General features: G+C 61.5%; 5 protein-coding genes. All 5 read left to right on the top strand.

The window, feature by feature from the left end:
• A partial coding sequence (locus tag WBB95_RS17940; protein WP_424488809.1) for an extracellular solute-binding protein occupies positions 1–1,218 on the top strand: 1,218 nt, incomplete at its 5' end.
• The gene (locus WBB95_RS17935) at positions 1,218–2,279 is read left to right on the top strand and encodes a microcin C ABC transporter permease YejB (protein ID WP_424488808.1); all 1,062 of its coding nucleotides are present in this window, start codon (positions 1,218–1,220) and stop codon (positions 2,277–2,279) included. The genes WBB95_RS17940 and WBB95_RS17935, both read left to right, overlap by 1 nt.
• On the top strand, positions 2,279–3,301 hold the full coding sequence (locus WBB95_RS17930) for an ABC transporter permease (RefSeq protein WP_424488807.1): 1,023 nt from the start codon (positions 2,279–2,281) through the stop codon (positions 3,299–3,301). The genes WBB95_RS17935 and WBB95_RS17930 overlap by 1 nt, the downstream gene beginning before the upstream one ends.
• Positions 3,302–3,311: 10 nt before the next feature.
• Positions 3,312–4,883, top strand: coding sequence for an ABC transporter ATP-binding protein (locus WBB95_RS17925; RefSeq protein ID WP_424488806.1), 1,572 nt, complete (start codon positions 3,312–3,314; stop codon positions 4,881–4,883).
• A 39-nt stretch (positions 4,884–4,922) separates the two neighbouring features.
• The gene (locus WBB95_RS17920) at positions 4,923–6,329 is read left to right on the top strand and encodes a sigma-54 interaction domain-containing protein (RefSeq protein WP_424488810.1); all 1,407 of its coding nucleotides are present in this window, start codon (positions 4,923–4,925) and stop codon (positions 6,327–6,329) included.
• Positions 6,330–6,449 lie beyond the last annotated feature (120 nt).

The raw sequence follows: 6,449 nt of genomic DNA, 5'->3' as shown, positions 1-6,449 counted from the left end.
GCCCCGTTGGGCAGCGGCCCGTACAAGGTCAGCAAAATCGACTCCGGCAGCACCATCACCTTTACCCGCGACCCGGACTGGTGGGGCAAGGACTTGCCCGTCAGCCGTGGCCTGTACAACTTCGACCACCTGAGCCTTGAGTATTTCGGCGACACCGAAGTCGCGCGCCAAGTGCTGCGCGGCGGCGCCTATGACTTCAACCGTGAGTTTTCGGCCACCGGCTACTCCATCGGCTACAACGGCCCGGCCCTCGACGACGGCCGCCTGCAACGTGACCATTTGGCCAAGGAGATGCCGCAACCGGCCCAGGGTTACGTGTTCAATGTGCAAAAACCGATGTTCAAGGATCGTCGCGTGCGCCAGGCCCTGGCGATGCTGTGGGACTTCGAATGGGCCAACCGGCAGATGATGCGCAACCTGTACATCCGCCAGCAGAGCTTCTTCTCCAATAGCCCACTGGCCGCCAGCCAGTTACCGACCAAGGAAGAGTTGGAGATTCTCGAACCCCTGCGCGGCAAAGTGCCCGACGAGGTGTTCACCCAAGTGTTCAAGGCCCCGGTCACCGACGGCAGCGGCATGATTCGCGACAAACAGCTGCAAGCCCTGGCGCTGTTGGAAGCAGCCGGCTGGACGCCCAAAGGCGACAAGCTGGTCAACGCCGAGGGCGAGCCGCTGGAGTTCACCTTCCTCAATGCACAGGCAGGCCTTGAGCGCCTGTTGCTGCCGTACAAGCGCAACCTGGCGCAAATCGGCATCACCCTGAACATCCGCCGGATCGACTCTTCGCAGTACGTGAACCGGATGATGGCGCGCGATTACGACATGATCGTGGTCGGCTTCCCGGTGACCACCTCGCCAGGCATGGAGCTGTACAACTATTTCGGCTCGGACGCTGCGTTTGACCCCGGCGCCAACAACTACATGGTGCTCAAGGACCCGGCCGTCGACAGCCTGGTCAAAGGCCTGGTCAAGGCCAACACCCAGGCGCAGATGCTCACCTACGCCCACGCGCTGGACCGGGTGCTGCAGTGGAATTACCTGTGGATTCCCAACTACTACCCGCCCGGCACCTCCGCCGCGTGGTGGAACCGCTTCGGTCGCCCGACCATTGAGGCGAAGAACGACGAAGCCCTGGAAACCTGGTGGGAAATCAGCCCCACGCCACTGACGAATGAACAAATGACAGCCGAGCTGAAAAAACGCGGAGGGGCGCGCTGATGTTTGCCTACATTGTGCGGCGCCTGCTGCTGATCATCCCGACGCTGGTGATCATCCTGCTGGTGAACTTCGTGATCGTGCAGGCCGCGCCCGGTGGGCCGGTTGAACAGGCCATCGCCCACCTGCAAGGCATTGGCAGCAGCAGCGTCGGCGGTTCGTCCGGCGACAGCATCAGCAGCGGATCCCGCGCCAGCCGTGGCCTGGACCCGAAGTTGATCAAGGACATTGAAAAACAATACGGCTTCGACAAGCCCGCCCCGGAACGCCTGTGGCTGATGCTCAAGAGCTACGCGAAGCTGGATTTCGGCAACAGCTTCTTTCGCGGCTCAACAGTGATCGACTTGATCCTGGAAAAGATGCCGGTGACCATTTCCCTCGGTTTGTGGGCCACCTTGATCACCTACCTGGTGTCGATCCCGCTGGGGATTCGCAAAGCGGTGCGCCACGGCAGCAGCTTTGATGTGTGGAGCAGCACGGCCATCGTCATCGGCTATGCGATGCCGGCGTTCCTGTTTGCGATGTTCCTGATCGTGGTGTTCGCCGGCGGCACCTCGCTGAACTGGTTCCCGGTGCGCGGGCTGGTGTCGGAGAACTTCGAGACGCTGAGCACCGTCGGCAAAATCGCCGACTATTTCTGGCACCTGGTGTTGCCGGTATCGGCCCTGGTGATTGGCGGGTTCGCCACGCTGACCATCCTCACCAAGAACTCGTTCCTGAATGAAATCACGCGCCAGTACGTGGTCACCGCCCGCGCCAAAGGCTTGAGCGAACGGCGCGTGCTGTACGGCCATGTGTTCCGCAACGCGATGCTGTTGGTGATTTCGGGGGTTCCCCAGGCGTTTATCAGCGTGTTTTTTGCCGGTTCCCTGTTGATCGAGGTGATCTTCTCCCTTGATGGCCTGGGCCGCATGAGCTACGAAGCCGCGGTGTCACGGGATTATCCGGTGGTGTTCGGCTCGCTGTTTATCTTCACCTTGTTCGGGCTGCTGATAAAACTCATCGGCGACCTTTGCTACACCTTGGTGGACCCGCGTATCGACTTCGCCGCGAGGAACGCCTGATGCTTAATTTGTCTCCGGTGGCGCGCCGACGTTTCGAGCGTTTCAAGAAAAACCGTCGCGGCTGGTGGTCGCTGTGGCTGTTTATCGGCCTGTTTATCCTGACCCTGGGCGGCGAGCTGATCGCCAACGACAAGCCGCTGGTACTCAGTTTCAAGAACGAGCTGTATTTTCCGGTGTTCAAGCGTTACACCGAGCAGCAATTTGGCGGCCAACTGCCGTTCCAGGCTGACTACCGCAGTGACTACGTGCAAAAGCTGATCAAACAGGATGGCGGCTGGATGCTGTTCCCGCCGATTCCGTTCAGCGATGACACCCCCAATTACGAACTGAGCCGCCCTGCCCCGAGCCCACCGTCGTCGGTGAACTGGCTGGGCACTGATGACCAGTCACGGGATGTGTTGGCGCGGGTGATTTTTGGCGCGCGGGTGTCGATCCTGTTTGCGCTGGCGCTGACCGCGATCAGTGCCGCCATCGGCATTGCCGCCGGGGCCTTGCAGGGGTATTACGGTGGCTGGGTCGATTTGCTTGGCCAGCGCATCCTGGAAGTCTGGTCGGGGCTGCCGGTGCTGTACCTGTTGATCATTCTGTCCGGGTTCGTCGAGCCCAATTTCTGGTGGCTGTTGGGAATCATGGCGCTGTTTTCCTGGCTGGCGCTGGTGGACGTGGTGCGCGCCGAATTCCTGCGCGGGCGCAACCTCGAATACGTCAAGGCCGCACGCGCACTGGGCTTGGGCGATGGCAAGATCATCCGCAGGCACATCTTGCCGAATGCCATGACCGCCACGTTGAGTTACCTGCCGTTTATCCTGACCGGGGCGATTTCGACCCTCAGCGCTCTGGACTTTCTCGGCTTCGGCATGCCCGCCGGCAGCGCGTCGCTGGGCGAACTCATCGGCCAGGGCAAGCAGAACCTGCAAGCACCGTGGCTGGGCCTGACGGCGTTTTTCACCTTGGCGCTGATCCTGTCGCTGCTGGTTTTTATCGGCGAGGCGTTGCGTGACGCCTTCGACCCACGCTCATGAGTAACTGCGTATGAACCTGATCGAGATCCGCGACCTCAGCGTCGCTTTCAGCGGCCAGACCGTGGTACGCAACCTGTGCCTGGACGTGCGCCCCGGCGAATGCCAGGCGCTGGTGGGTGAGTCGGGCTCGGGCAAGTCGGTGACGGCCCATTCGATCCTGCAACTGCTGCCCGAAGCCGGTACGCAAACCACCGGTTCGATCCGCTACCGCGGCCAGGAACTGGTCGGCGCCTCGACCGCCACCTTGCAGAAACTGCGTGGCAACCGCATTGCGATGATCTTCCAGGAGCCGATGACCTCGCTCAACCCGCTGCACAGCATCGAAAAGCAGATCGGCGAAACCCTGCTGGTGCACAAGGGCCTGGGCGGCAAGGCGGCGCAGGCGCGCATCCTTGAACTGCTCGAACTGGTCGGCATCCAGAAGCCCCGGGAACGGCTCAAGGCGTATCCGCATGAACTGTCAGGCGGCCAGCGTCAACGGGTGATGATCGCCATGGCCCTGGCCTGCGAACCGGAATTGTTGATCGCCGACGAACCCACCACCGCGCTGGACGTGACCGTGCAGCGCAAGATCCTGCTGCTGCTCAAGTCACTGCAACAACGCTTGGGCATGTCGCTGCTGCTGATCAGCCATGACCTCAACCTGGTGCGCAGCATTGCCCAGCGGGTGTGCGTGATGCGCGCTGGCGAAATCGTCGAACAGGCCGACTGCGAAACCTTGTTCACCGCGCCGCAACATCCCTACAGCCGTTTGCTGCTGGACGCCGAGCCTTCGGGCGACGTGTTGTGCAGTGACCCACGCGAAACGGTGCTGCAAGTCGACGACTTGAGCGTGCAGTTCCCCTTGAGCGGCGGGCTGTTCCGGCGCAAGACCTACCTGCGTGCAGTGGACGGCATCAGCCTCAGTGTGCAGCGCGGCAAGACCCTGGGGATTGTCGGCGAGTCCGGCTCGGGCAAATCCACCCTGGGCCAGGCGATCCTGCGCCTGCTGGATTCCACCGGCAGCATTCGCTTCCAGGGCGAAGCCCTTGACCCGCTGAACAACCAGCAGATGCGCCCATGGCGCAAGCAGATGCAGGTGGTGTTCCAAGACCCCTTCGGCAGCCTCAGCCCGCGCATGACCGTGGAACAGATCATCAGCGAAGGCCTGGAAGTGCACGCACCGTGCAGCCTGGCTGATCGCGACGCGCAGGTCATTCAGGTGCTCAAGGATGTCGGCCTCGACCCGCAAAGCCGCCACCGTTACCCGCATGAATTTTCCGGTGGCCAGCGTCAACGCATCGCCATCGCCCGCGCCTTGGTGCTCAAACCGGCGCTGATGCTGCTGGATGAACCCACCTCCGCCCTCGACCGCACCGTGCAAAAGCAAGTGGTGGCGCTGTTGCGTGAGCTGCAGGAAAAGTACGGCCTGACCTACCTGTTCATCAGCCACGACCTGGCCGTGGTGCGCGCCATGGCCCACGACATGATCGTGATCAAGGATGGCAAGGTGGTAGAGCGTGGCGCGAGCCATGACGTGTTTGAGGCGCCGCAACATGCCTACACCAAAGAGTTGCTGGCGGCGGCGCATATCCCTTTGTAGGCGCGTGATCCTATTCCTAAGTGTGTGAGTGGCATGAGCATGAACATCACCGACAACCTCAAGGATTACCAGCAGGTGCGCGGGCTGGCCATCCAGTCGCTGTTCGAGATCATCGAGCAGTCCAGCGAAGGCACGGTGATTGTCGACCGCGACGCGAATATCGTGTGGATGAACGAGCGTTACGCCAAACGCTTTGGCCTCAAAAGCCCCGACGAAGCCATCGGCCAACCTTGTGAGCAGGTGATATCCAACAGCCTGCTGCGCCAGGTGGTGCGCAATGATCAGCCGATTCTGCTGGATATCCAGGACACGCCCAAAGGTCCGCTGGTGGTGATGCGCCTGCCGATCCACGATGACGCTGGCGCGGTAATAGGTGCAATCGGGTTTGCATTGTTTGATGAACTGCGCAATTTGTCGCCGCTGATTGAACGCTACCTGAGCATGCAGCAGGAATTGGCCTCCACCCGTTCGTTACTGCGCTCGCGGCAAAGCAAATACAACTTTGCACACTTTATCGGCACCAGCGCCGCCAGCCTGGAAGTCAAACGCCGGGCGCGGCGCAGTGCGAGTGCCGAGTCTGCAGTGCTGTTGCTGGGCGAAACCGGCACCGGCAAGGAATTGCTGGCCCAGGCGATTCATGGCGCGTCGCCGCGTGCGCACAAAGCCTTTGTCAGCGTGAACAGCGCGGCCATCCCGCATGATTTGCTTGAGGCCGAGTTCTTCGGCACCGCGCCGGGGGCGTTTACCGGCGCCGACCGCAAAGGCCGCCCCGGCAAGTTCCAGATTGCCCAGGGCGGCACGCTGTTCCTCGATGAAATCGGTGACATGCCGCTGCCGCTGCAAAGCAAACTGCTGCGCGTGTTGCAGGAAAAGGAATTTGAGCCGGTGGGCTCCAACGAAATGCTGCACAGCGATGTGCGCGTGATTGCCGCCACATCCATGGACCTGGAAGCGGCGATCAAGCGTGGCGAGTTTCGCGCGGACCTGTATTACCGGCTGAATGTGCTGCCGATCCAGGTGCCGCCGTTGCGTGAGCGGCTGGAGGATATTCCGGCGTTGAGCGAGGCGATTCTTGAGGAGTTGCGCAGCCAGCATGAACTGGACCGCGAAGCCCTGGCGCTGCTGGCGCAACATGCGTGGCCGGGCAATATCCGCGAGCTGCGCAATGTGCTGGAACGGGCGGCATTGCTGAGTGATGGCCTGGTGTTGAATGCCGAGGACATTCGGGCGGCGATTGGCACGTTTACCCCCGTGGCGCGGAATGCCGTGGCGTGCGTGGCGGGTGAAAGCTTCAGCGCGGCACGCGAGCGGTTTGATCGCCAGGTGATAGGTGCAGCGCTGGCGGCGTGTGAGGGGAATGTGGTGGACGCGGCCAAGCGGTTGGGGCTTGGAAGATCGACGCTGTACAAGAAGATGGTGGCGTTGGGTATTGCCCAGTCTCTATAAAGAGACTTTATTCCACAAACAAAGACAATCTAATGTGGGAGCGGGCTTGCTCGCGAATGCGGTGTGCCAGCGGAGGAATGTTCAACTGACAGAGCGCATTCGCGAGCAAGCCCGCTCCCA

This window comes from Pseudomonas sp. (assembly GCF_049645325.1).
GTDB lineage: Bacteria > Pseudomonadota > Gammaproteobacteria > Pseudomonadales > Pseudomonadaceae > Aquipseudomonas.
This window is presented reverse-complemented; position numbering and strand designations above follow the sequence as displayed.